The sequence below is a fragment of the Ciceribacter sichuanensis genome, assembly GCF_024055605.1.
Lineage (GTDB): Bacteria > Pseudomonadota > Alphaproteobacteria > Rhizobiales > Rhizobiaceae > Allorhizobium > Allorhizobium sichuanense.
This window is the reverse complement of record NZ_JAMXLX010000004.1, coordinates 273864-296248: the sequence shown is the minus strand read 5'-3', so window position 1 is coordinate 296248 and position 22385 is coordinate 273864. Positions and strand designations below refer to the sequence as shown.

Sequence of the window (22385 nt, the reverse complement as noted above, 5' to 3'; positions counted from 1 at the left end):
AGTGGCTCAGGCTCCGCGGGCGATGAAACGACGCCAGAGACGTCCGTCGATCGACACCAGCCCCAGCGCGATCAGCACCATGCCGAGACCATGGCGAAGCTCGAGCTGTTCGCCCAGCACGAGAGCGCTTAACACCACGGCGCTTGGCGGGATCAGGATCGTCACTAGCATCAGGTTCGTCACGCCGGCCGTTGCGAGAATGCGGAAGAACAGAACATACGCAAAGGCCGTAGACAGAAGCGCAAGCCCGAGCAGGGCGGCGATGGCTTCGGCACCGGGGGCAGGCAGACTGAATGGCCTGTCGACGATGAGGGCGACGGGCAGCAGCAGGAACGCCGACATCGTCACCTGCCCCGCCGCCGGCAACAGTGGCGGCATGCCCATGCGCTTGAACCTGCGGCCGAACACGCCTGCGAAGGCATAGCTCAAGGCTGCGCCGAGAACCGCAAGCTCGCCCCAGACGTCATTGCCGACATGCCCCAGCACGGACGGCCCCATCATCACCGCGACACCACCAATGCCGATCAGCAGACCGGCGACCTTGTTGGCCGTCAGCTTCTCGTCGGGCGTCAGGGCGTGCGCCACCAGAACGCCAAACAGCGGTGTCGTGGCGTTGAGGATCGCCGCAAGGCCGCTGGCGATATGGGTCTGGCCCCAGACGATCAGGGTGAAGGGGATGACATTGTTGAGGATGCCCATGCCGAGAAAGGCGAGCCAGGCTTCCCGGCTTCTTGGTATAGCGAGGCCGGCAAGGCGCACGATGATCCAGAGAGCGATCGCGGCGAGACCGACACGCGCGGTGACGATGGTGACAGGGGGCCAAGCCTTCACCAGAATACCATTGAAGAGGAAGGAACCGCCCCACAGCAGCGACAGCGCCCCAAGCATCAGCCATTCGCTTTTCGCCATTTCCTTCTGCGCCATTCCGCACCTCCCTCAAGACCGAAGACCGAGTCAGGGCGAAACTCTTCCGTGACCTTTCAGTCTTCAAGACATCGATTTATAATCGTAATAACTTTTCGAACGACCATTACGTGGCCTGTATAGATCTGTTATTTCTTGCCTATACCGATGACAAACGAGACGATCTCGACCTATGAGCGAGTTTTTCTAAATCATGAACGAAACGCTCCCTTCCCTTTCCGGCCTTCGCGCGTTCGAAGCCACGGCGCGGCATCTGAGCATGACACTTGCCGCGGAAGAGCTGCATGTGACACCGGGCGCTGTCAGCCTGCAGGTGCGGGAGCTGGAAACGACGCTCGGCCTTGCGCTTTTTGAACGGCATCCGCGACGGCTTTCGCTGACTGAGGCTGGTGCCGATTACTTCTCGACGCTCAGGATCGCCTTCCGGCTGATGCGCGAGGCAACTGGCGCAATCAGACGGAGGCTTCAGCCTGACGTCGTGACGTTGAGCTGCACCACGGGTTTTGCGATCCAATGGCTGATGCCGCGCCTGGAGGAATTCCAGACGGCGTTTCCGGATATCGATCTTCGGATCGGCACGACGGGAAGGCTCGTCGATTTCCAGAAGGACGGCGTCGATCTCGCCGTGCGGCACGGGCTCGGCGCCTATCCGGGACTTGCGAGCGAAAGGCTGATCGCCGACGGCCTGATTGCGGTCTGCTCGCCGACACTTGCCGCCACTCTCGGCCCGGACCCCGCGCCATCACGATTGAGGGCGCAGATGCTGATCCATGATGTCGATCGCAACGATTGGCGGCTGTGGCTCGAAGCCGCCGGTGCGACGGATATCGACTGGCGCAAGGGGCCGGTGATCGCTCCCGACAGCAACGGTGCGCTGGAAGCGGCGCGGGCCGGCCTCGGCCTTGCCCTGCTGCGGCGGGGTTTTGTCGAACATGATCTGAAACAAGGGCGGCTCGTCAGCCCCTTCAGCACCGCCATCCGCAGCCGTTTCGCCTATTATCTCGTCTATCCGTCGCTGGCACTTGAGCGATCAGCCGTCGCAACCGTCCGGCAATGGCTGGTCGAAGAAAGCAGGAAGGCGGAGGATCCCGCCGAAACAGGCTCTCACGCTGTCGCGGTCACATGAAGCCATTCGGTCGGCTCGCCGTCATAACCGCCACCCTTAGCATGCTCGATCGAAAGCTCCTGCCAACCGGCAGTGCGATAGGTCGCGGAAAGCCAGTCGGACGAAGGTCGGTTGTAGTATCGACCGAAACGGTCGGAACCTTCCGCGTCGCCTGCCTTGTAACTCGCATAGAAAATCCCGCCCGGCCTTAGCGCGCGACGAATGCGCGCCAGCACATCGGAAAGATCGGCCCGGGGTACATGCAGCAGGCAGGCGCTTGCCCAGACACCGTCGTAGACATTCTCCTCGGCAAGCTCATCGAAACGCATCACGCGAACGGGACGGCCGAGCCGCTTTTCCGCTTCTGCGGCCATGCCAGACGAACCGTCCGTCGGCGTAACGACGAAACCTTTTGCGGTCAGCCACTCGCTATCCTCGCCAGCTCCGCAGCCGAGCTCAAGGACAGCGCCGCCTGCCATGACCCGCCCAGCGAAGGCCTCGATACGGTCGACCGCAAGCGTTCGCGACCGACCGGCATAGGTCTCGGCATTTTCATCGTAGAAGGGGATTGCTCGATCCATGGAGGGGCTCGCCGTCAGGTTCGCATTACCCAAAAGAAAAGGCCGGTATCGCTACCGGCCCAGTCTCATCAGGCGTTATTTTCGTTGATCAGCCGCTTGAGAAGTTCGATCTCGTGGCTAAGCTTCGTGTCCTCGGAGACCAGTTCCTCGATCTTGCGCACGGCGTGAAGCACGGTGGTGTGGTCACGGCCGCCAAAGCGTCGGCCGATTTCCGGGAAGGAACGCGGGGTCAGCGTCTTCGACAGATACATCGCGATCTGGCGCGGCTTGACGATGACGCGGGTGCGACGGTTGGAGACAAGCTCCTGACGCGAGACATTGTAGTGGCGCGCGACGATACGCTGGATATCCTCGATACGGACGCGCTTCTGCTCGGACGCACCGACCAGATGGGCCAGCAGTTCATCGACACGTTCAACCGACAGATTGGGCTCGAAGGAGCGTCGGAAAATCAGCTGGTTGAAGGCACCTTCCAGATCGCGGCCGCTGCTCGCAACGTTGCGGGCGACGTGTGACAGGATCTCCTGCGGAATATCCAGGGACGAGTCGTCCTTCTTGGCGGCGTCCAGGCGGGTCTTCAGCATCTCGAGGCGCATGTCGTAGTCAGGCGCCTCCATTTCGATTGCCACACCACCCTGAAGGCGGGACCGGACGCGGGGATCCAGCGATTCCAGCTCCCACGGCGCACGGTCGGCAGCGACCACGACCTGCTTGGCGCTGTCGAGCAGCATGTTGAGGAGATGGCAGAACTCGTGCTGGATCATCTTGCCCTGCAGGAACTGCATGTCATCGATGATCAGGAGGTCGATCGCCCGCAGCGAGTCCTTGAGCGTCAGTGCGTCGTTGTCGCGGATCGCGGTGGCGAAACGCCACATGAAGTATTCAGCCGTCAGGTAGACCACGCGAGGCGCGCGCGGGCTCTGGATCGCCGCATTGGCAATGGCCTGCAGGAGGTGCGTCTTGCCGAGGCCGACGGAAGAGTGAATGAAGAGCGGATTGAAGCGAACGGCGCCGGCACCGGCTTCGGCAATCGTCTTTGCCGCGGCAAGGGCAACACGGTTCGAAGCGCCTTCGATGAAGCCATCAAAGGTATAGCGAGAATCGAGTGGCGAACCGAAGAGCGGGCCATTCGTCGCAACGCGTGCAGCGGCGGCATTGCCGGATACGGGAGCGATCTGGCCGACAGGCTGGGCCAAAGACTTGCGCGCCGGTGCAGCCGGAGCAGCATCCACGGCGGGAGCGCGATCTTCGACAGTGGGGCTGCGCGTGGTGTTACGGCTTGCGCTGCGCACGAGGATCTCGACCTTCAGGATCGCCGGATCTTCCTGCCGGAAGATGCTGGTGATCAGATCGAGATAGCGATTGTTGATCCAGGACTTCAAGAACGTGGTCGGAACCGTGAGGCGAATTTCGCTCTTCGATGCCGAATGAAGCTTGAGCCGACCGAACCAGCTCGCATAGACGTCCGGACCGACCTGAGCCTTCAGCCGCTGGCTGAACCGCTCAAACAGGACATCACGCTTCATTTCAGTATTTTCTCCTGCTCCTTCAGAGCGCACGGCGCCTACCGCCGTGTGTGCGTGGTCCCCGTTTACCACCGCACCGGCCGTCACAGTATTCATTTGCATTTTGCCGCCTTCCAAAACTTATCATTTGCGCCGGGCGTCTTTGTAACGCGCCCGGCAACTGCCTCAGCCCCGCGCCACAGATCACATCGCATCATGCGATGGATCCGGCGCCCCCATTGTCGTGCACGACCACCCCAGCCACTGGGTCATCCGCCATGCACCACGAGCCTCCGGTCGTTCATCCTCGACATGAACCCCGGCGGCTGCCGTATGCTCCTTCTTCGCACTATCGCCGGCCTGAACGGCCGGCACACAAGACAAAACCACTCCGGCACGGAAACCATGGGCTCCCGGCGTAAAATCGACACTGTCTGAAAAAACGGAATACCGGGATTCCGCCCAGGGAACGGTGAGTGTCTCGACCGCCAGCTTTGCCGGCTAAGACTGCTCAGGAGACTGGCTCCGCGCGCCCTGTTGGAGAGCATTAAGGCAGGATCAAAAGCCAAGATCAACAGTGAATTTTACGCAAAATTAAGAGCCGGGCATTGACTCCTAGGTCTCGATTTGAGCGTCACATTTCCGCATGAAAAGAATCGCTTTTGAATCAACGGGATTCCGAAATGGCCGAAGTTACGCCACAAAAAAACAACCCGAAAATAAAAATTCCTTGACTCGAAAGCGGGGCCGCCTGCCCTTAAGTAAAGCGCTCCCCTCGCAAAGATCCTCCGATAACCATTTGAAATTAAACGATTTTTTATGTCACCTCAGTGACATGCAATCGTCAAACGATACAACCGGAGGAGATAGTTAGCCGGACAGCAGAAAAAGCCCGGCTTTCCAGCCAGGCTTTTTCAAAATGTCAAAATTGCGTCTGGAATTAGGCGGACAGAGCCTTCACGCGCTGGGCAAGACGCGAGATCTTGCGCGAAGCGGTGTTGGCGTGAACGACGCCCTTGGTGGCTGCGCGCTGCAGTTCCGGCTGAGCAGCCTTCAGTGCGTCCTTGGCGAGCGTTGCATCGCCGGAGGCGATTGCTTCTTCAACCTTGCGAATGAAACCACGTACCCGCGAGCGGCGAGCCTTGTTGACTGCAGTGCGGCGAGCGATCTTGCGGGTCGCCTTCTTCGCCGAAGTTGTATTGGCCATGGATGCCTCTCTTCGAATTCAAACCTATCTCCTCCAACGCCGCGTCGGGTCGTTGCGACCTGCCAATTCAGCTATTGGGGAGCTCATTTCGGAAAAGCCAGCGACTTTTCCAACCGTGGGCGGGCATATAGCGGGAAAGCGGGGTTCCGTCAACGCGCAATTTCAACGAAATCGCCTTCCCGCCCGATCCGTCAGCGGTTCCGGAAGTCCGCCTTCCGCTTCTCCACGAAAGCGGCCATGCCTTCCTTCTGGTCTTGCGTTGCAAAGAGAGAGTGGAACAGGCGCCGTTCGAAGCGCAGCCCCTCGCCCAGCGTCTGCTCGAAGGCCCGGTTGACGGCTTCCTTCGCCATGCGGACGGCCGGCTGGGAAAAGCCCGCGATCTTCTCGGCGGCGGCGACCGCCTCCTCGACCAGCCTTTCATATTCCACCACGCGGGCAACGAGCCCCGCGACTTCAGCCTCATGCGCGTCCATCATGCGACCGGTCAGGCAGAGATCCATGGCCTTCGCCTTGCCGATGGCCCGCGTCAGGCGCTGGGTTCCGCCCATGCCGGGAATAACGCCCAGCGTGATTTCCGGCTGACCGAACTTCGCCGTCTTCGATGCGATGATAAAGTCGCACATCATGGCGAGTTCGCAGCCACCGCCGAGCGCAAAGCCGGAGACGGCCGCGATCAACGGCTTGCGGAAGCCCGCAATGTCATCCCAGCCGCTGATGAAGTCACCGAGATAGGCATCGACGAAATCGAGCCCCTGCATTTCCTTGATGTCAGCGCCTGCGGCGAAGGCCTTTTCCGAGCCGGTCAGCACCACGGCACCGATGGCATTGTCGGCCTGGATCGCCGCCAGCGCCTGGCGCAGTTCGTTCATCACGGTCGAGTTCAGCGCATTGAGCGCCTGCGGGCGGTTGAGCGTGATCAGCGCAACCCGACCGCGGGTTTCCAGCAGTATCGTCTCGTAACTCATCGACATTCTCTCCCTTGTTTCCTCATTTCTGGCAGACACGGCAATAGAAACTCGACCGTCCCGCCTGCGTGATACGCTCGACGGTACCGCTGCAGTCCGGCGTCCGGCAGGATGAACCCTCCCGGTCGTAGACGCTGAAACTGTGCTGGAAATAACCGAGGGTTCCGTCCGTCTGGATATGATCCCGCAGCGAGGAGCCGCCGGCGGCGATGGCATCGGCGATGACGGCGCGGATCGCCTCCGTCAGCACCAGCAATTGCTGCTTCGGCCGGCCCGTGGGCGTCACCAGCGTGGCGGCTGCGCGTTCAGGCGAAAGATGCGACCGCCACAGCGCTTCGCAGACATATATATTGCCGAGGCCTGCGATCACCTTCTGGTCGAGCAGCGCGCTCTTCAGCGGCTGCTGCTTGCCGGCAAAGCGGCCGGCGAGGTAGTCCGCCGAAAGCGCGTTTCCGACCGGCTCCGGCCCGAGATCACGAAAGGCCGGATAGATATCCAGTTCGTTGCGCGTGGTCAGGTCCATGAAGCCGAAACGGCGCGGGTCATTGTAAATGACTCGGGAGCCGCCATCCGCCCCGTCCAGATGAAAGATCACGTGATCGTGTTTCTCGTCCTTGGAGCGCGGATGATGGAAATCTCCGGGCATGGCGCCGGTCTCCCCGGCCTCGATGCGGAACGAACCCGACATGCCGAGGTGGGCAATCACGGTCGCACCGTCGTCGAGATCGATCAGGAGGTACTTGGCGCGGCGCGACAGCGCAATGATCCGCCGGCCTGCGAGGCGTGCGGCAAAATCCCGCGGCAGGGGAAAGCGCAGGTCGGGCCGGCGCAGCTCCAACTGGCGGATGACGGCGCCTTCCATGGTTGGTGACAATCCCCGCCTGACCGTTTCGACCTCTGGCAATTCCGGCATTGAGACCCATCTTTCTGTTTGAACGGCGGCCTTAACGGTCTATAGACCAGCGCAAAGGCTCCGCCGCCGATAGCAGGCCCGGAGATAGCGCGCCTGCGGCGTTTTCGCTATGGTCTTTTCGACCAAGAATGAGATGGAGTGAATTGATGGCCGAGAGTCGGACTTCCGCCGAAGGCGGCATGGAAACCTCCTACGGCTTCCGCGAGGTCGCGGATGGCGAAAAGCAGGGTCTGGTCAACGACGTCTTTCACAAGGTCGCCAAGCGCTACGACATCATGAACGACGTGATGTCCGCTGGCCTGCATCGGGTCTGGAAAGATGCGATGGTTGCTGCCGTCAATCCGCGCAAGGACCCGACCTACCGGTCTCTGGACGTTGCCGGCGGCACCGGCGACATCGCCTTCCGCATCGTCGAGGCCTCCGGCCGGCTTGCCCATGTCACGGTGCTCGATATCAATGGCTCCATGCTCGGCGTGGGTGCCGAGCGGGCGGCCAAGAAGGGGCTCTCCGAGAACCTGACCTTCGTCGAGGCGAATGCCGAAAGCCTGCCTTTCGAGGACAACAGCTTCGACGCCTATACGATCGCCTTCGGCATCCGCAACGTTCCCCATATCGACGTAGCGCTGAAGGAAGCCTATCGCGTTCTGAAGCGCGGCGGCCGGCTGCTGGTGCTGGAATTTTCCGAAGTGGACATGCCGCTTCTCGACCGGGTCTATGAAGAGTGGTCGTTCAAGGCGATCCCGCGCTTCGGCCAGATGATCACCGGCGACGCCGAGCCCTACCAGTATCTGGTGGAATCGATCCGCAAGTTCCCCAACCAGCGCGATTTCGCAGCGATGATCTCGAAGGCCGGCTTCTCGCGCGTCACCTTCACCAACTATACCGGCGGTATCGCCGCGCTGCATTCCGGCTGGAAAATCTGATCTTCATGAGCACCATCGGAGCATATTTCCGCCTCGCGCGGGTGGGCTGGGTGCTGGTCAGGGAAGGCGTGGTCTCCGCCCTTCCCTCAGATGGGCTTCCTGCCATGGTGGGCGTTGCCAAATCGGCAGCAAGCCTCCTCACACGCAAGCGGGCGAGACAGGAAGAGCGCTCCGACCGGCTGGCCCGCGCCGTCGAACGGCTCGGCCCCTCCTACGTGAAGATCGGCCAGTTTTTTGCCACCAGACCGGACGTGGTCGGCGCGGATTTTGCCGAAGACCTCTCCGGCCTGCAGGACCGTATGGCCTTCTTCCCGACGGAGGAGGCCAGGACCTCTATCCGGGAATCGCTCGGACGCACGGTCGACGATCTCTACGTCACCTTTAACGAACCGATCGCCGCGGCATCCATCGCCCAGGTGCATCCCGCCGAAATCGAGACGCCGAACGGCCGCAAGAAGGTCGCCGTCAAGGTGATCCGGCCAGGCGTGCGCAAGCGTTTCGCCGCCGATCTGGAGGCCATGTACCTCGTCGCTCATCTTCAAGAGCGTTTCCTGCCGCTTACGCGCCGTCTGAGGCCCGTCGAGGTCACGAAGACGCTGGAACAGACGACCAAGGTCGAGATGGACCTCAGGCTTGAAGCTGCGGCCCTTTCCGAGATTGCGGAAAACACCCGCGATGATCCCGGCTTCCGCGTACCCGAAGTCGACTGGGAACGCACCGGCCGCGATGTCGTGACGATGGAATGGATCGACGGCATCAAGATGTCGGATGTCGAAGCGCTGAGGGCCGCCGGGCACGATCTCAACCATCTGGCCGATACGCTGATCCAGTCCTTCCTGCGCCATACGCTTAGGGACGGCTTCTTCCATGCCGACATGCATCCCGGCAATCTCTTCGTCGCGCCCGATGGCACCATCGTCGCGGTCGACATGGGCATCGCCGGCCGGCTGGGCAAGAAGGAACGGCGCTTCCTAGCCGAAATCCTCTATGGCTTCATCACCCGCGACTATATGCGCGTCGCGGAAGTGCATTTCGAAGCCGGCTACGTACCTTCCCACCACGATATGGCGAGCTTTGCGCAGGCGATCCGCGCCATCGGCGAGCCGATCCATGGCCAACCGGCCGAAACCATCTCCATGGCCAAGCTTTTGACGCTGCTCTTCGAGGTGACTGAGCTCTTCGACATGGAGACCCGTCCCGAGCTCGTCATGCTGCAAAAGACGATGGTAGTGGTCGAGGGCGTATCGCGCATCCTCAATCCACAGTTCAACATGTGGAAGGCTTCCGATCCGGTCGTCTCAGGCTGGATCCGCGACAATCTCGGCCCGAAGCGTATCGCGACCGATCTCAAGGACGGCATGAAGGCCGCCTTCCGGCTTGCCGAGGCGCTTCCGGAAATCGCCGCGAAGACGGAGAAATTCCACAGTGAAGTCATGCAGATGAGCGAACACGGCCTGCGCTTCGACAAAGCGACCGCCGAAGCCATCGGCAAGGCCGAAGCACGTCACAGCCGTCTTGGCAGGCTGGCGCTCTGGATCATCGCCATCGCGCTCGTCGCCATCGCCATCCAGATCGGTTGACGACGCCTGCCGTCGCTGCTTCCAAAACGTCGGGCGATGATCTAGGTTCGCCGGAAACACGGCCGGCAGTCGAGGCATTTCATGAGCTTAACCGGGAAACGCATCCTTCTCGTCATCTCCGGCGGCATAGCCGCCTACAAGAGCCTCGACCTGATCCGCCGTCTCAGGGAGCGGGGAGCATCGGTTCGGCCCGTGATGACGGAGGCCGCCCAGCAATTCGTGACGCCGCTTGCCGTCGGCGCGCTTTCGGCAAGCCATGTCTATACCGATCTATTTTCCCGCGAGGATGAGCAGGATGTCGGCCACATCCGGCTGGCGCGCGATTGCGACCTGATCGTCGTCGCCCCCGCCAGCGCCGACCTGATGGCGAAGATGGCGAACGGGCTTGCCAACGATCTCGCCTCCGCGGTGCTGCTTGCAACAGAGCGGCCGATCCTCCTGGCACCGGCCATGAATCCGAAGATGTGGGCGAATGCCGCGACCCGCCGCAACGTCGCGACGCTTCGCGGCGACGGCGTCGGCTTCATCGGTCCGCTGGCCGGGGAAATGGCGGAAAGCGGCGAGAGCGGGCTTGGCCGCATGGCGGAACCGCTCGACATCGTCGCAGCCGTCGAGGCGCTGTTCGATGCCGGCCCCAAGCCTCTAGCCGGCCGAAAGGCCATCGTGACGTCGGGACCGACGCATGAGCCGATCGATCCGGTACGCTACATCGCCAACCGTTCCTCGGGACGGCAGGGCCACGCGATCGCGGCCGCACTGGCGAAACTCGGCGCCGAGGTCACGCTCGTTTCCGGTCCTGTGACGATCCCCGACCCGGCCGGCGTCACGACGCTTCACGTTGAGCGGGCGGAAGAGATGCTGGATGCGGTGATCTCGCATCTGCCCGCCGATATCGCCGTCATGGTCGCCGCCGTTGCCGACTGGCGCGTGGCGACATCGGCCGACCAGAAGATCAAGAAGAAGCAGGGAGAAGGCCCCGCCCCCCTGCAATTGATCGAAAACCCCGACATATTGAAGACCGTGGGCCACCATGAGAGGCGGCCGAAAATCGTGGTCGGCTTTGCGGCCGAGACCCAGGATGTCGAGCAAAACGGCCGCATCAAGCTTGAGAGGAAGGGCGCCGACCTGATCGTCGCCAATGACGTTTCCGCCGAAACCGGCATCATGGGCGGCACGCGCAACAGCGTTAAGGTCATTTCCTCGACCGGCATCGACGTCTGGCCGGACCTCGCCAAGGACGAGGTGGCCGACCGTCTGGCAGCATTGATCGCCGAAAAGCTCACCGAGGGAGCGGGGTCGTGACATACAGCCTGCGTCCGGCGCATGTTTGCGACGCGGCGAAGCTGCCGGATGTCGAGCAGGCAGCAAGCGAACTCTTTCGGACAATGCCCGAACTCGGCTGGCTGGCTGATGCCGGCAATATTCCGGAAGACCTTCATCGCGCCCGCATTCCGGAGGGCACGACCTGGGTCGCAGAGGGCGCGGACGGTGAGATCCTCGGCTTTCTCAGTGCAGAAGCCACGCCTGACACGCTTCATATCCTCGAGCTTTCCGTCCTGCCAGCGCATCACCGCCAGGGGATCGGCACCGGCCTCATCGAAACGGCAACGGCCTTTGCACGAGAGAAGCAACTCGCCCGGGTCACGCTCACCACCTTCCGCGATGTGCCCTGGAACGCACCATTCTATGCACGAATAGGCTTTTCGATGATCGAAGACGTCAATCTCGACGCCTATCTGCGCGGCCATCTCGATGACGAGGCGACGCTTGGGATGCCGCGCGAGCGGCGATGCGCGATGGAACGGGCGATCCGATAACAGGCGCTTACTCGGCGGCCTGCGTGTTGACGTCGATTGTGGCCATGTCAGGCTCGAACGCCACGGCGTCGAGCCCGTCCTCGCTCAAAATCACGGCGCTACCGTCGGGGATTTCGACCCAGGTGTCGGTTTCGTCGTTCAGCGGTTCCGAAACGAGGCAATAACCACCCTTGCCACCCATGGGCGCCGCATAGAGGGTCGGCGCCTGGGCATCCGTCGCATAGCGCACCGCGTAGAGTGTACGGCCATCGGAAAAGGCGGCGGTAAAGCGCACTCTAGCGGCTCCCGTCAGATGCCGGCTCATATGCTCGACGAAACCCACCGCCTCCGCCATTGCCGCCAGCGGACGTTCCCGCAGACCGAATTGCAGGGCGAGCAGGAACAGAAGTTCGGAATCGGTGGTTCCGGCGCGAGCGTGGAAATGCTCGTCGTCGAGCATGGTTTCCATGGGACGCCGCAGCCGGTCGAAATGGTCGATCTGGCCGTTATGCATGAACGTCCAGTTGCCGTTGACGAAGGGATGGCAGTTGTCGCGGCGGGTTGCGCCATGGGTCGCCGCCCGCACATGGGCGAGGAACAGCGGCGAGCGGATCTGGCGGGCGAGGCTCTTCAGGTTACAGTCGGACCATGCGGGCAACACGTCGCGGAAGCGGCCCGGCTCGGGCCGGTCGCCATACCAGGCAAGGCCAAAACCATCGGCATTGGTCGCCGTCTTGGCGCGCGTGGCGCAATGGGACTGTTCGATCAGGGAGTGGGCGGGAGAGGTGACCAGCTCTTCAAGATAGATGGATTCTCCGCGGTAGGCTGCCCAGCGACACATTCTTCCTGTACTCCATGGACCGCCGGCCAGAGCGGTTGCCGTTGCGAAAAGACGGGCATATCGATCCCATCAGTTTTCGCTTGAATAGTTAGCGAAGTATAAACACCTGCATTATTGATGACAGAATTCTGACAGCGTCGGCAATCACTTTTTGCACTGCGGCATTTCGTTTTGTGAACACTGCGTTCCCGCCGCACCTCTTCGGAGCAGCCAAGGTTCGACTATATTGGACGCCAAGTGAGAAACGCGCCCCAAAGGAGCAGGAACAATGTCCATTCGCCCCGTCAAGCATGAGAGCCGCGCCACGCCCACCATGGAAGGCGCCGGCGTGAAGCTGCATCGCGTCTTCGGTTTCGGCGACCCGTCGATGACCGACCCCTTCCTGATGATGGACGATTTCAGGAACGACAATCCGTCGGATTATATCCGCGGCTTCCCCTGGCATCCGCATCGCGGCATCGAGACGATCACCTATGTGCTCGCCGGCACCGTCGAGCATGGCGATAGCCTCGGCAACCAGGGCCTGCTCGGCGCAGGCGACCTGCAGTGGATGACTGCCGGCAGCGGCATCATGCACCAGGAAATGCCGAAGGGCGATTTCGCCGGCAAAATGCACGGCTTCCAGCTCTGGGCCAACCTGCCCTCGTCGCTGAAGATGACCGCGCCGCGCTATCAGGACATCAAGTCGGCGGATATTCCCGTCGTGGTCGATGACGACGGCACGTCCGTCCGGGTGATCTCCGGCAGTTTCTGGGGCAAGAGCGGCCCGGTCGACGGGATCGCCGCGGAGCCGGTCTATCTCGATATTTCCGTGCCGCCGGGCAAGCGCAAGAGCATTCCTGTTGACACCTATCGCTCGGCTTTCGCTTATATCTTCGCGGGGTCCGGCACCTTCCGCGACGCCTCGAAGCCCTTCGGCGTCAAGGTCGAAAAGGAGTATCAGGGAGAGGAGCTGAATATCCGCGATCTCTCGGGCAACCGGACGCTCGTGGTCTTCGACACCGGCGACGAAGTGACCGTGCAGGCCGGCGATGAGGGCATCCGCTTCCTGCTCGTGACCGGCAAGCCAATCAAGGAGCCGGTCGCATGGCATGGTCCGATCGTGATGAACACGCGCGAAGAACTGATGCAGGCGATGCGCGAGCTGCAGAACGGCACCTTCATCAAGGCCGACCACTAACGTCTCGTCACGAAAACATCCATGTCCAATGCCGGACCTTGTGTCCGGCGTTGCGGCATTTTCGGCCGTCGACAGCCTGAGACGCAGAGTCTAGTCTGTCTCATGTGAGGCTCGCAAACCGTACCGGCACAGAGCCGCCAGAGGTGCCGCGATGAAGGAATTCCCGCTTTCCAAGGTTTATCAGCTGATCGAGCCGGGTCCTGTCGTCCTGCTCACCACAAGCTACGACGGCAAAGCCAATGTCATGACGATGTCGTGGCACATGATGATGGAATTCACCCCGCCGCGGACCGCGTGCATCGTCAGCGGCGCCGATTACAGCTTCATCGCACTCACGAGGACGGAGGAATGCGTGATCGCCATTCCTTCCGCGGACATGGCCGAGAAGGTGGTGGCCATCGGCAATTGCTCGGGACGCGACACCGACAAGTTCGCGGACATCGGGCTGACGGCGCTTCCGGCGGCGAAGGTTTCCGCACCCCTTATCGCCGAATGCTTCGCCAACCTCGAATGCAAGGTCGTCGATCAGGATTTCGTCAAACGCTACAACCTCTTCGTTTTGGAAGTAGTGAAGGCTTGGCACGATCCGGCCAGACCTTCACCGAAAACCATTCACCACAAGGGTTACGGCACCTTCGCCGTCGATGGCGAGGACATCACGCTCGATTCCAAGATGCCGTAGGTCTTTCCTCCCAGAGCACATGAAAATGATGCACCGGCCCGTGGCCGGAGCCGACGGAAAGCTCGCCCGATGCAGCAACCGCTCCAGCGAGCCAGGATTTCGCGGCGGCGACGGCCTCGACTGGAGACAATCCCTTGGCGAGACCGGCGGCGATTGCACTCGATAGCGAGCAACCCGTGCCATGGGTGTTCTTCGTTACGACGCGCGGCGCCTCGAACCAGTGCGTTCCCTCCCTCGAGACGAGAACATCCGGGCTTTCCGGCCCTTCGAGATGCCCGCCCTTGACGAGGACGGCAGCGGGACCAAGCGCAAGCAGAGCCGCCCCCTGTTCCGCTATGGCCATTCGATCGAGGGCTTCTCCCACGCCAAGCAGGGCCGCAGCCTCCGGCAGGTTCGGGGTCAGTAGCGTCGCCAGCGGCAACAGGCATTCGGTCAAGGCAGTGACCGCCGATACGTCGAGCAAGGCCGCACCACCCTTGGCAATCATCACCGGATCGAGCACCACTGGCACATCAGGATGATCCGCCAGCACGCCGGCGACCGCGCGGGCAATGCCGGCATTGGCGATCATGCCGATCTTGACCGCATCGACCCGCACGTCGGCAAAGACCATGCGGATCTGCTCGGCCACGAATTCCGGCGGCACGGCATGCACGCCAGAGACGCCCGTGGTGTTCTGGGCCGTCAGCGCCGTCAACGCGGCCATGCCGTAGACGCCGCAGGCGGAAAAGGCCTTGAGGTCAGCCTGAATGCCAGCTCCGCCCGAAGGATCTGAGCCAGCGATGGACAGCACATTGCGGATCATCTACGCGCCCTCCGGATCGCCTCTGCAAGCTCCATGGTCGCCGATGCGGAGTCCGGCTGGCCGCAGATGGCAGAGACGACGGCAAGGCCGGCCGCGCCCGTTGCAAGCGTATCGGCGACATGCTGGAGTTTCAGCCCGCCGATGCCGACGACCGGCACCGGGCTTGCCGCAGTGACTGCCGCAAGTCCTTCGAAGCCGATAGCCGGGGGATGGCCGGGCTTGGTCGAGGTCGGGAAAACAGGCCCGACGCCGACATGATCGACAACCGACGGATCGAGCGCATTGGCCAGTTCGACACTGCCGATGGAAAGACCGAGAATCATCTCCGGCCCGATCAGCTTACGGACCTCGGCAACCGGCATGTCGTTCTGGCCGACATGGACACCGTCGGCGCCGATGGCAATCGCTGCCTCGACATCGTCGTTGACGATGAGCGGCACGCCCGAGCCGGCGAGAGCGGCCTTCAGCGCCCGGCCGGTCTCGATCATCTTGTGCGTCGTCGCCTTCTTGTCGCGCAGCTGCACCAGCGTCGCGCCGCCGGCAACGGCGAGCCGTGCCGTTTCCACCATGCCGATCGGCTCGCAGAGAACGGGGTCGAGAACGAGATAGAGGGAGAGATCGACGTTTCTCATAGCCGTTCGATCCTTGCTTCGGCATCCAGAGCCTGCGGAGTGAGGGCGGCTAGCGCATCGACGAAGCGCCAGCCAAACGAACCCGGACCATCCGATCCCGAAGCCGCCCTTTCACCAGCCACGGCAAAATGCGCGAGCGCCGCGACGGTTGCCGAAAGCGGATCTTCTGGACGGATGGCGACATAGGCACCGACCAGGCATGTGAGCGAGCAACCGAGCGCCGTCACCTTCGGCATCAGCACTGAGCCGCCGGAAAGCCTGACCGCATGGCGGCCATCGGTGACGAAGTCGGTCGCGCCGGTCACCGCAACAACGCATGCCTGACGCTCGGCCAGTTCATTTGCCGCTTCCTCGGCAAGCTCTACCGGATCGCGGCTATCGACGCCCTTCGCGCTGCTCGTGCCGCCTGCAAGGGAGATGATTTCGGAGGCGTTGCCGCGGATCACCGTCGGGGCGAGCGCCAGAAGCTCGGCTGTCGCCCTGCGGCGATAGGCGGTTGCGAAATGGGCGACCGGGTCGAGCACCCATGGCCGGCGGGCGGCAGTCGCCCCCCCGATCGCCGCCTTCATGCCGGCAATCCATTGCGGCGAGGCCGTGCCGATATTGACGGTGAGCGCACCGGCGAAGCCCGCGAATTCGCCGGCCTCCTCTTCCGCATGGACCATGGCAGGCGATGCGCCTGCGGCCAGAAGCACATTGGCGGCGATGTTCATCGCGACGTAATTGGTGATGCATTGCACCAATGGCGCGGCCTCGCGCATCTCGCGCAGCAGGTTTCCGGGAAACTGGATCTCGTTCATTTGCCCCTTTCAGGCGGGGCAAATCGGCAGGAACGCGACAGTCACGAAGACGGGTGAGCGGTCCCGAGCGACTCCCTCCGCCAGCATTATCTGGTTCAGGTTCGAAGGGTGCGTCTCAGCCCGTCTTGCGACGAGCGCCCCTGTCTCTCAACGATGCCGTTATAGACCGCGCCACGCCGGCTGTCACCCCGGGGGATAAAACTCAATCAGGACAGGCGTTCAGCGCGACATGCTTTGGAAAGCCGAACGGAAATGAACGCCCCTCTCCCCCACGCGGTTTTGAACCTCAAGCGTTTGCCGCCTCAGTCAAAACCGGCTATCTCCTTGCCAATCGCGATCACCTGCCTCGAGGAGCCGAAATTGACCACCAGCGGAACGACAGTCTTCGACAAGCGCTATGCCGGCTTTCTCTTCGACATGGACGGCACGCTGCTCAATTCCATTGCAGCGGCCGAGCGAGTCTGGAGCCGGTGGGCCGAACGACAGGGGCTCGATGTCGAGGCCTTCCTACCGACGATGCACGGCAAGCGCGGCATCGACACCATCCGAGGCCTTGGCCTGCCGGGCATCGATGTCGAAGCGGAAGCGCTGGAAATCGAGCGCGGCGAGATCGAGGATGTCGAGGGGGTCGTGCCAATTCCCGGCGCAGTCGATTTCCTCAACGCGCTGCCGTCGTCGCGCTGGGCCATCGTGACATCTGCGCCCATCGCGCTGGCGCGGGCGCGGATCGAGGCCGCCGGCCTGCCGCAGCCGCCAAGAATCATCACCGCAGAGGATGTGAAGATCGGCAAGCCGGACCCGGCCGGCTATCTGCTCGCAGCCCGAAATCTCGACGTGCAGTCGTCGCGCTGCCTCGTATTCGAAGATGTAACGGCAGGCGTGAAGGCTGCTGAAGCCGCAGGGGCTGATGTAATGGTGGTCACGGCTACCCACAGCCACAGGATGGAAACGTTCCACCCGACGATCGCCTCCTACGAAGGCATGACGGTGCATCTCGACGGCGCCGGCGAGATGCGGATCGTCAGGGAAGCCTGACCAGCCCCGTTACGAATTGTTTAAGCCGATATCACGCCGCCTTGGCGACGTGATATTCCTTGATCGCAACCATCTTGATGGCCGGAGAGCGCTCGGACTCGTAACGCAGCGAGAAACCGTCCTGCGCCATGAAGACCGGATCGCCGTCGAGGTCGCGGCAGATATCGCCGCGATGAGACGACATGAACTTGTCCAGATCGGCCACCTGCTCTGCGGAGATCCAGCGGCAGACCGAGAAGCGCGACATTTCAAAAGAAACCGGCAGGCCATATTCCGCCGACAGACGTTCCTTCAAAACGTCGAGCTGCAGCGCGCCGACGACGCCGACGATGGCGGGCGAACCGTCTTCCGGCTGGAAGAGCTGGACGACGCCCTCTTCGGCCATCTGCTGCAGGGCTTCCTTGAGCTTCTTCGCCTTCATCGCATCTTCCAGACGCACGCGGCGCAGGATTTCCGGCGAGAAGTTCGGCACGCCCTGGAACACCAGCGGTTCGCCTTCGGTCAGCGTGTCACCGATGCGCAGTGTGCCGTGGTTAGGAATGCCGACCACGTCACCGGCATAGGCCGTATCGGCAAGCTGTCGCTGGGAGGCGAAGAAGAATTGCGGCGCGGTGAGACCGAGCTGCTTGCCGGTGCGCGCGAGCCTTGCCTTCATGCCGCGTTCCAGCTTACCCGAGCAGATGCGGGCAAAGGCGATGCGGTCGCGATGGTTCGGGTCCATGTTGGCCTGGATCTTGAAGACGAAGGCCGTCATCTTGTCTTCCGCCGCATGGACGGTGCGGATATCGGCCACCTGATCGCGCGGCGGCGGCGCGAATGCGCCGAGAGCGTTGATGAGGTCGCGAACACCGAAATTCTTCAAGGCCGAGCCGAAGAAGACCGGAGTCATGTGCCCCTCAAGGAAAGCCTCGCGGTCGAAGGGACGGCAGGCCTCGCGAGCAAGTTCCAGCTCGTCGATGAAAACCTTGCGTTCGTTTTCCGGCAAATGATCTGCAACCGCCTGCGGTCCATTGACCGGCGTCGGCTCGACCTGCGTATCAGAGCCGCGATAGGTGTTGCCCGCGAGATTGTAGGAACCGCAGAAGGTCTTGGACCGGCCGACCGGCCAAGTGACGGGCGCGGTATCGAGCGCCAGCTTTTCCTCGACCTCGTCCAGGATCTCGAAGGGATCGCGGCTTTCGCGGTCCATCTTGTTGATGAAGGTGATGATCGGGATGTCGCGCATGCGGCAGACTTCGAAGAGCTTCAGCGTCCGCGGCTCGATACCCTTGGCGGCATCGATGACCATGACGGCCGCGTCGACGGCCGTCAGCGTGCGATAGGTATCGTCGGCGAAGTCCTCGTGACCGGGCGTATCGAGAATGTTGAAGACATTGCCTTCATATTCGAAGGTCATCACCGAGGTGACGACCGAGATGCCGCGCTCGCGCTCGATCTTCATCCAGTCCGAACGGGTCTGGATGCGATCCTTCTTGGCCTTAACCTCACCGGCGAGCTGGATCGCGCCGCCGAACAGCAGCAGCTTTTCGGTAAGCGTGGTTTTGCCGGCGTCCGGATGCGCGATGATCGCGAAAGTGCGGCGGCGGGATACCGCCTCTGCGAGCGTTTCAGCCATGAGTGTGAATCCTGTGGAATTGCCGCGTATCTAGCGACTAAAGGCCGGCAATGCAATTGACCTGCGGCTTTCGCGCGCAAACTAATGGAAGCATGAACATTCATAACGACATTCGCCCCACGCTCAAGCTCGTCCGCCTGCCTCATGGACAGGATTTGCCGCTGCCCGCCTACGAGACGGCAGGCGCCGCCGGCATGGATCTCAGAGCCGCCGTTTCCGACGATCAGCCGATGACGCTTGCGCCCGGACAGCGCGCGCTCGTTCCGACCGGCTTCGTCATGGAAATCCCGGAAGGGTTCGAGGCGCAAATCCGGCCACGTTCCGGCCTTGCCTTCAAAAACGGCATCACCTGCCTCAACACGCCCGGCACCATCGACAGCGATTATCGTGGCGAGGTGAAGGTGCTGCTGATCAACCTCGGCGACGAGCCTTTCGAGATCGCCCGCGGCATGCGCATCGCCCAGACGATCATCGCCCCGGTGACGCAGGTGCGGGTTCAGGAAGCGACCGAAGCATCCACCACCGATCGCGGCGCAGGCGGCTTCGGCTCCACCGGCGTGGCATGAACCCCTCTGACAAGGGCCTTGCTGACAGGTCGGGCCTCGTCTTCCGTCAGGATTATTTCGACGATCCGGCGGGATGGTCGGCGATCAAGACGCTGCTCATCGATATCTTCGATGTCGATATCAGTGCGCTCGACGGTTTGGGTGGCCATGACCGCACCAGCTTTCCTTCGGCCTATTTCGACGGCGACGGCCGCTGCATCGCCAATCTCAGCGCCTTTTCCATGCCGCTGATGATCGATGGACGCGCCATCAAGGCTGCCGGGTGGCAATCCGGCGCCGTGCGGCCGGAATATCGCGGCCGGGGCCTCTATCAGGATCTCATCCGCATCACGCTCGATCGTTGCGAAGAGCAGGGTCTGGAAGCCATCGTGCTCTACACGGACAAGCCCGGTCTCTATACGCCTCACGGCTTCCGCATCCTGCCGCAATACAGCTTCAAGGGGCCGGCACCGGCAATATCCGGAACGCCACGACCGGCGCGCCTGCTCGACATCGACAGGGATATCGATCTGCTGCGAAAGCTTCTGGCCGACCGGATGCCGGTTTCCGACCACTTTGCCGTTGCCGACCAGCGGCTGATGTTCCTGCTGAACTGCCACTTGATCGAGGATATTTCGCTTTCCCTGCTCGCCGATGGCAAAGCCGTCGTCGTGTGGCGGTTGGCGGATGACGGAGCGTTCCAGCTTCTCGACGTCGCTGGCTCCCACATTCCGCCGCTCGCAGAAATCATTGCCAGCCTCGGTATCGCTCCTGCTTCCGTCGAGGCATTCGTCACGCCGGATCGGCTTTCATGGGAATCCGAGGCCATTGCGGATACCGGATCGCAGGTCTTCATGATGCGCGCGCAGGACGAGATCTATCCGACCGGGCCGACCTGCATTTCGCCGATGGCGGAATTCTGAAAATCCCCTAACCGACCGGCGGTGGCAGGCGTCGCTTCACCGGGGTCGACTTGATCATCGACGTATTCGTCTGCGCCCGCTCCACGACGCGGTCGAGGATGCGATCCAGATCGGTCATGCTGCGCACGGCCATGCGGCAGATGAAGCAATCGTCGCCTGTCACCTTGTCGCATTCGGTGATCTCAGGCGTTTCCTGAATGATCCGCTCGACGATATGCAGCATGCCCGGCAGCGGGCGTACCCGGACAATCGCCTGCAGGGGATAACCGAGCGCCTCCAGCTCCACATCCGCGCTGTAGCCGGTGAGCACGCCCCGCTCCTCGAGCCGGCGAAGCCGTTCCGAACAACTGGGCGACGAGAGACCCGCCTTCGCCGCAAGTTCCTTCAGCGAGATGCGCGCATCCTCGGCCAGCGCCTCGACGATCCTGCGATCCGCAACATCAAGATAAAGATAAGTCTCCACGCTCCGTTCCCCTACGAAAATTAGTCGGAGGAGATTATCAGCCTAATCAAAGCACAGCAATATCGTGCAAGACCGCAATAGAATACGCCCATCGCAAAGGAGAGAACGATGGCTGACGCGTCACGACGGGGAATCTGGGAAATGACCGCCGCCATGGCGATGTCGGGAACCATCGGATGGTTCGTGGTGATGTCGGGCGAACCGCCCGTCAACGTCGTCTTCTGGCGCTGCCTGTTCGGTTTTCCGGCGCTGCTCCTGATCTGCCGGCTTGGTGGCCATCTGCGCCTCGATGCATTCGACAGACGACGGCTGATGCTGGCGATTGCGGGTGGCGTGGCGCTGGTCCTGAACTGGCTGGCGCTCTTTTCCGCCTACCCTCTTGCCTCCATTTCCGTCGCCACGATCGTCTACAACGTCCAGCCCTTCCTGCTGGTCGGCCTGGGCGTCGTGTTTCTCGGGGAGAAGATCTCGCGCAGCAAGGTCTTCTGGCTGGTCGTCGCCTTTGCCGGAACGGTGGCGATGACGATGGGTGGTGTTCAGATCGGAACGGCCGCGGGGTCGTTCGGATATATTCTCGGCATCCTGCTCTCGCTGACCGCCGCCTTCTGCTATGCGCTTGCCGCGCTCGCCGCCCGCCAGCTCAAGGGCACGCCGCCACAGCTGATCGCACTGGTTCAGGTGGCGACCGGGGCCGTCATGCTGGCTCCGCTTGCGGACTGGACATCGCTGCCTTCCACGCCGGCCACATGGTCGATACTCGCCACGCTCGGCTTTGTGCATACCGGTCTGATGTATGCCCTGCTCTACAGCGCCATCCAGCGGCTTCCGGTCGCGCTGACCGGCACGCTGTCATTTCTCTATCCGGTCGTCGCCGTGCTCGTGGATATCTTCGCCTTCGGCCACGTGCTAACCGCAACGCAGGCGGCGGGTGCTGCCGGCATCCTGCTTGCCGCCATCGCCGCCACGCTCAACTGGGCGCCGCCGTTTCTCAACACACCCCGCAGAAAGGAAAACCGTGCATGATCACCTGCAGCCTTCGCTACGTCATCGATCCCTACAAGCTTGCCGAATTCGAGCACTATGCGAAGCTCTGGATCCCTCTCGTCAACCGGCTTGGCGGCACGCATCACGGCTATTTCCTGCCGTCCGAGGGAGCGAACAACATCGCGCTTGCACTGTTCACCTTCCCTTCGCTTGCCGAATATGAAGTCTACAGGACACGCATGGCCGAAGACGAAGAGTGCAAGGCTGCCTTCGCCTATGCCGAGGAGACACGCTGCATCCTGAGCTACGACCGCAGCTTCATGCGCCCGCTCTTCTAAGCCTTCAGGGCATTTCCGGACGCAAAACCGGTTTCCGCTTTTG

24 protein-coding genes and 1 riboswitch are annotated in these 22385 nt (G+C 62.1%); of the genes, 12 read left to right on the top strand and 12 right to left on the bottom strand.

Features of this window, described 5'->3' with window-relative positions:
- Positions 1–6: 6 nt before the first annotated feature.
- Positions 7–924: a DMT family transporter gene (locus NBH21_RS14595; RefSeq protein ID WP_250913980.1), complete on the bottom strand. Its 918-nt coding sequence runs from the start codon at positions 922–924 to the stop codon at positions 7–9.
- A gap of 193 nt (positions 925–1117) precedes the next feature.
- On the opposite strand from NBH21_RS14595, the gene gcvA reads away from it, so the two are divergent.
- Entirely contained in the window at positions 1118–2050 is a 933-nt protein-coding gene (gene gcvA, locus NBH21_RS14590; RefSeq protein WP_250913981.1) for a transcriptional regulator GcvA, read from the top strand.
- Here gcvA and NBH21_RS14585 read toward each other — a convergent pair.
- From NBH21_RS14585 to mutM, 5 genes are all read right to left on the bottom strand, one after another.
- Entirely contained in the window at positions 2029–2610 is a 582-nt protein-coding gene (locus NBH21_RS14585; protein ID WP_250913982.1) for a class I SAM-dependent methyltransferase, read from the bottom strand. The genes gcvA and NBH21_RS14585 overlap by 22 nt on opposite strands.
- A gap of 68 nt (positions 2611–2678) precedes the next feature.
- A complete protein-coding gene (gene dnaA / locus NBH21_RS14580) occupies positions 2679–4238 on the bottom strand; it encodes a chromosomal replication initiator protein DnaA (protein WP_250913983.1) in 1560 nt (519 codons plus the stop codon).
- Positions 4239–5055: 817 nt separating this feature from the next.
- Positions 5056–5322: a 30S ribosomal protein S20 gene (rpsT, locus tag NBH21_RS14575; protein WP_099056353.1), complete on the bottom strand. Its 267-nt coding sequence runs from the start codon at positions 5320–5322 to the stop codon at positions 5056–5058.
- A gap of 191 nt (positions 5323–5513) precedes the next feature.
- A complete protein-coding gene (locus NBH21_RS14570) occupies positions 5514–6287 on the bottom strand; it encodes an enoyl-CoA hydratase (RefSeq protein WP_250913984.1) in 774 nt (257 codons plus the stop codon).
- A gap of 22 nt (positions 6288–6309) precedes the next feature.
- Positions 6310–7200, bottom strand: a complete 891-nt coding sequence (mutM, locus tag NBH21_RS14565; RefSeq protein WP_250913985.1) for a bifunctional DNA-formamidopyrimidine glycosylase/DNA-(apurinic or apyrimidinic site) lyase — start codon at positions 7198–7200, stop codon at positions 6310–6312.
- 146 nt (positions 7201–7346) lie between these two features.
- Here mutM and ubiE point away from each other — a divergent pair, with 146 nt between their 5' ends.
- The 4 genes from ubiE to NBH21_RS14545 all read left to right on the top strand — a co-directional run bounded on the left by ubiE (position 7347) and on the right by NBH21_RS14545 (position 11520).
- Positions 7347–8123, top strand: coding sequence for a bifunctional demethylmenaquinone methyltransferase/2-methoxy-6-polyprenyl-1,4-benzoquinol methylase UbiE (gene ubiE, locus NBH21_RS14560; protein ID WP_250913986.1), 777 nt, complete (start codon positions 7347–7349; stop codon positions 8121–8123).
- Positions 8124–8128: 5 nt separating this feature from the next.
- Positions 8129–9703, top strand: a complete 1575-nt coding sequence (gene ubiB / locus NBH21_RS14555) for a 2-polyprenylphenol 6-hydroxylase (protein ID WP_250913987.1) — start codon at positions 8129–8131, stop codon at positions 9701–9703.
- A gap of 81 nt (positions 9704–9784) precedes the next feature.
- Positions 9785–11005, top strand: a complete 1221-nt coding sequence (gene coaBC / locus NBH21_RS14550) for a bifunctional phosphopantothenoylcysteine decarboxylase/phosphopantothenate--cysteine ligase CoaBC (RefSeq protein ID WP_250913988.1) — start codon at positions 9785–9787, stop codon at positions 11003–11005.
- A complete protein-coding gene (locus NBH21_RS14545) occupies positions 11002–11520 on the top strand; it encodes a GNAT family N-acetyltransferase (protein WP_250913989.1) in 519 nt (172 codons plus the stop codon). Before coaBC ends, NBH21_RS14545 begins: the two co-directional genes overlap by 4 nt.
- Before the next feature lie 7 nt (positions 11521–11527).
- Here NBH21_RS14545 and NBH21_RS14540 read toward each other — a convergent pair whose 3' ends face one another.
- Positions 11528–12340: a class II glutamine amidotransferase gene (locus tag NBH21_RS14540; RefSeq protein WP_250913990.1), complete on the bottom strand. Its 813-nt coding sequence runs from the start codon at positions 12338–12340 to the stop codon at positions 11528–11530.
- Between the two features lie 268 nt (positions 12341–12608).
- On the opposite strand from NBH21_RS14540, the gene NBH21_RS14535 reads away from it, so the two are divergent.
- The gene (locus NBH21_RS14535; protein WP_250913991.1) at positions 12609–13520 is read left to right on the top strand and encodes a pirin family protein; all 912 of its coding nucleotides are present in this window, start codon (positions 12609–12611) and stop codon (positions 13518–13520) included.
- 151 nt (positions 13521–13671) lie between these two features.
- Complete coding sequence (locus NBH21_RS14530; protein ID WP_250913992.1) at positions 13672–14202, top strand: flavin reductase family protein; 531 nt, start codon at positions 13672–13674, stop codon at positions 14200–14202.
- On the opposite strand, the gene thiD is transcribed toward NBH21_RS14530, so the two are convergent.
- The 3 genes from thiD to thiM are packed head-to-tail and all read right to left on the bottom strand — an operon-like array spanning position 14177 to position 16439.
- Positions 14177–15007: a bifunctional hydroxymethylpyrimidine kinase/phosphomethylpyrimidine kinase gene (gene thiD / locus NBH21_RS14525; protein WP_250913993.1), complete on the bottom strand. Its 831-nt coding sequence runs from the start codon at positions 15005–15007 to the stop codon at positions 14177–14179. The two genes, NBH21_RS14530 and thiD, sit on opposite strands and share 26 nt — an antisense overlap.
- Positions 15004–15639: a thiamine phosphate synthase gene (gene thiE / locus NBH21_RS14520; RefSeq protein WP_250913994.1), complete on the bottom strand. Its 636-nt coding sequence runs from the start codon at positions 15637–15639 to the stop codon at positions 15004–15006. Before thiE ends, thiD begins: the two co-directional genes overlap by 4 nt.
- Positions 15636–16439, bottom strand: a complete 804-nt coding sequence (thiM, locus tag NBH21_RS14515; protein WP_250913995.1) for a hydroxyethylthiazole kinase — start codon at positions 16437–16439, stop codon at positions 15636–15638. Before thiM ends, thiE begins: the two co-directional genes overlap by 4 nt.
- Positions 16440–16494: 55 nt before the next feature.
- Positions 16495–16591, bottom strand: a riboswitch (TPP riboswitch).
- Between the two features lie 208 nt (positions 16592–16799).
- Between thiM and NBH21_RS14510 the strand changes: the two genes are divergently transcribed.
- Positions 16800–17474, top strand: coding sequence for an HAD-IA family hydrolase (locus NBH21_RS14510; protein WP_250913996.1), 675 nt, complete (start codon positions 16800–16802; stop codon positions 17472–17474).
- A 31-nt stretch (positions 17475–17505) separates the two neighbouring features.
- Here the strand turns inward: NBH21_RS14510 and NBH21_RS14505 are convergent, their stop codons facing one another.
- Positions 17506–19089 (bottom strand): peptide chain release factor 3, encoded by a 1584-nt coding sequence (locus NBH21_RS14505; protein WP_250913997.1) that lies wholly within the window; start codon positions 19087–19089, stop codon positions 17506–17508.
- A gap of 92 nt (positions 19090–19181) precedes the next feature.
- Here NBH21_RS14505 and dut point away from each other — a divergent pair, with 92 nt between their 5' ends.
- Both dut and NBH21_RS14495 read left to right on the top strand, forming a co-directional pair.
- Positions 19182–19655 (top strand): dUTP diphosphatase, encoded by a 474-nt coding sequence (gene dut, locus NBH21_RS14500; RefSeq protein WP_250913998.1) that lies wholly within the window; start codon positions 19182–19184, stop codon positions 19653–19655.
- Positions 19652–20557 (top strand): GNAT family N-acetyltransferase, encoded by a 906-nt coding sequence (locus NBH21_RS14495; protein ID WP_250913999.1) that lies wholly within the window; start codon positions 19652–19654, stop codon positions 20555–20557. The genes dut and NBH21_RS14495 overlap by 4 nt, the downstream gene beginning before the upstream one ends.
- 7 nt (positions 20558–20564) lie before the next feature.
- On the opposite strand, the gene NBH21_RS14490 is transcribed toward NBH21_RS14495, so the two are convergent.
- Positions 20565–21020, bottom strand: coding sequence for an Lrp/AsnC family transcriptional regulator (locus tag NBH21_RS14490; RefSeq protein WP_250914000.1), 456 nt, complete (start codon positions 21018–21020; stop codon positions 20565–20567).
- A gap of 108 nt (positions 21021–21128) precedes the next feature.
- Between NBH21_RS14490 and NBH21_RS14485 the strand changes: the two genes are divergently transcribed.
- Positions 21129–22043: a DMT family transporter gene (locus NBH21_RS14485; RefSeq protein ID WP_250914001.1), complete on the top strand. Its 915-nt coding sequence runs from the start codon at positions 21129–21131 to the stop codon at positions 22041–22043.
- A complete protein-coding gene (locus NBH21_RS14480; RefSeq protein WP_250914002.1) occupies positions 22040–22342 on the top strand; it encodes an NIPSNAP family protein in 303 nt (100 codons plus the stop codon). The genes NBH21_RS14485 and NBH21_RS14480 overlap by 4 nt, the downstream gene beginning before the upstream one ends.
- The last annotated feature ends 43 nt before the right edge of the window (positions 22343–22385 follow it).

Bases quoted from the DNA above. Each gene is read 5' to 3' on its own strand.
- thiM (WP_250913995.1), bottom strand. From the start codon at position 16,439: ATGAACGAGATCCAGTTTCCCGGAAACCTGCTGCGCGAGATGCGCGAG.
- dut (WP_250913998.1), top strand. From the start codon at position 19,182: ATGAACATTCATAACGACATTCGCCCCACGCTCAAGCTCGTCCGCCTG.
- thiD (WP_250913993.1), bottom strand. From the start codon at position 15,007: ATGATCCGCAATGTGCTGTCCATCGCTGGCTCAGATCCTTCGGGCGGA.
- NBH21_RS14595 (WP_250913980.1), bottom strand. From the start codon at position 924: ATGGCGCAGAAGGAAATGGCGAAAAGCGAATGGCTGATGCTTGGGGCG.
- NBH21_RS14570 (WP_250913984.1), bottom strand. From the start codon at position 6,287: ATGAGTTACGAGACGATACTGCTGGAAACCCGCGGTCGGGTTGCGCTG.
- NBH21_RS14540 (WP_250913990.1), bottom strand. From the start codon at position 12,340: ATGTGTCGCTGGGCAGCCTACCGCGGAGAATCCATCTATCTTGAAGAG.
- NBH21_RS14535 (WP_250913991.1), top strand. From the start codon at position 12,609: ATGTCCATTCGCCCCGTCAAGCATGAGAGCCGCGCCACGCCCACCATG.
- NBH21_RS14495 (WP_250913999.1), top strand. From the start codon at position 19,652: ATGAACCCCTCTGACAAGGGCCTTGCTGACAGGTCGGGCCTCGTCTTC.
- rpsT (WP_099056353.1), bottom strand. From the start codon at position 5,322: ATGGCCAATACAACTTCGGCGAAGAAGGCGACCCGCAAGATCGCTCGC.
- ubiE (WP_250913986.1), top strand. From the start codon at position 7,347: ATGGCCGAGAGTCGGACTTCCGCCGAAGGCGGCATGGAAACCTCCTAC.
- thiE (WP_250913994.1), bottom strand. From the start codon at position 15,639: ATGAGAAACGTCGATCTCTCCCTCTATCTCGTTCTCGACCCCGTTCTC.
- mutM (WP_250913985.1), bottom strand. From the start codon at position 7,200: ATGCCGGAATTGCCAGAGGTCGAAACGGTCAGGCGGGGATTGTCACCA.
- NBH21_RS14485 (WP_250914001.1), top strand. From the start codon at position 21,129: ATGGCTGACGCGTCACGACGGGGAATCTGGGAAATGACCGCCGCCATG.
- NBH21_RS14585 (WP_250913982.1), bottom strand. From the start codon at position 2,610: ATGGATCGAGCAATCCCCTTCTACGATGAAAATGCCGAGACCTATGCC.
- NBH21_RS14530 (WP_250913992.1), top strand. From the start codon at position 13,672: ATGAAGGAATTCCCGCTTTCCAAGGTTTATCAGCTGATCGAGCCGGGT.
- dnaA (WP_250913983.1), bottom strand. From the start codon at position 4,238: ATGCAAATGAATACTGTGACGGCCGGTGCGGTGGTAAACGGGGACCAC.
- NBH21_RS14505 (WP_250913997.1), bottom strand. From the start codon at position 19,089: ATGGCTGAAACGCTCGCAGAGGCGGTATCCCGCCGCCGCACTTTCGCG.
- gcvA (WP_250913981.1), top strand. From the start codon at position 1,118: ATGAACGAAACGCTCCCTTCCCTTTCCGGCCTTCGCGCGTTCGAAGCC.
- ubiB (WP_250913987.1), top strand. From the start codon at position 8,129: ATGAGCACCATCGGAGCATATTTCCGCCTCGCGCGGGTGGGCTGGGTG.
- NBH21_RS14480 (WP_250914002.1), top strand. From the start codon at position 22,040: ATGATCACCTGCAGCCTTCGCTACGTCATCGATCCCTACAAGCTTGCC.
- coaBC (WP_250913988.1), top strand. From the start codon at position 9,785: ATGAGCTTAACCGGGAAACGCATCCTTCTCGTCATCTCCGGCGGCATA.